The sequence below is a fragment of the Idiomarina sp. ST20R2A10 genome (assembly GCF_051842345.1).
Lineage (GTDB): Bacteria > Pseudomonadota > Gammaproteobacteria > Enterobacterales > Alteromonadaceae > Idiomarina > Idiomarina loihiensis.
Window position 1 is genome coordinate 1 of the sequence record NZ_JBNIEY010000032.1, and the last position, 473, is coordinate 473.

The 473-nt window shown below is 52.6% G+C and carries 1 protein-coding gene; it reads right to left on the bottom strand.

Annotation, left to right across the window (positions count from 1 at the left end; genetic code table 11):
• Positions 1–188: 188 nt before the first annotated feature.
• A partial coding sequence (locus ACP7H9_RS14205; RefSeq protein ID WP_439222931.1) for an IS66 family transposase occupies positions 189–473 on the bottom strand: 285 nt, incomplete at its 5' end.

A 473-nucleotide genomic window follows, 5' to 3' on the forward strand; every position in this document is an offset into this window, starting at 1 on the left:
TGTAAGCGTCGCATAAACCACACAACCGGCCAACCGGCCAAGATAATGTAAGCGTCGCATAAACCACACAACCGGCCAACCGGCCAAGATAATTGTCGCTGAGATGATTTCGTGCCACCCGATCACGCGTTTCGGTTTAATCCGATCACCGATTTCGGTCTATCCGAACAATCCGTGGTAGGTCAGTTTTATTGACCGTTTTTGTCGGCGTTGATGTTCCAGGCCAGCAGCGAGTCGAGGTCATCATCGTTATTGAGCAACGGCAGTTGCTCGAACAACATCATGAGATAGTCGACCGGCATCAGGCCGTTGGCTTTGGCGGTTTCGACCATGCTGTACAAGATGGCGCTGGCCTGAGCACCGCCGCGTGAGTTTGAGAACAGCCAGGCTTTGCGGCCGATAACGAACGGTTTTATTGCGCGCTCGGCACGGTTGTTATCGATATTAACGTGGCCGTCATGCAGATAAACCTG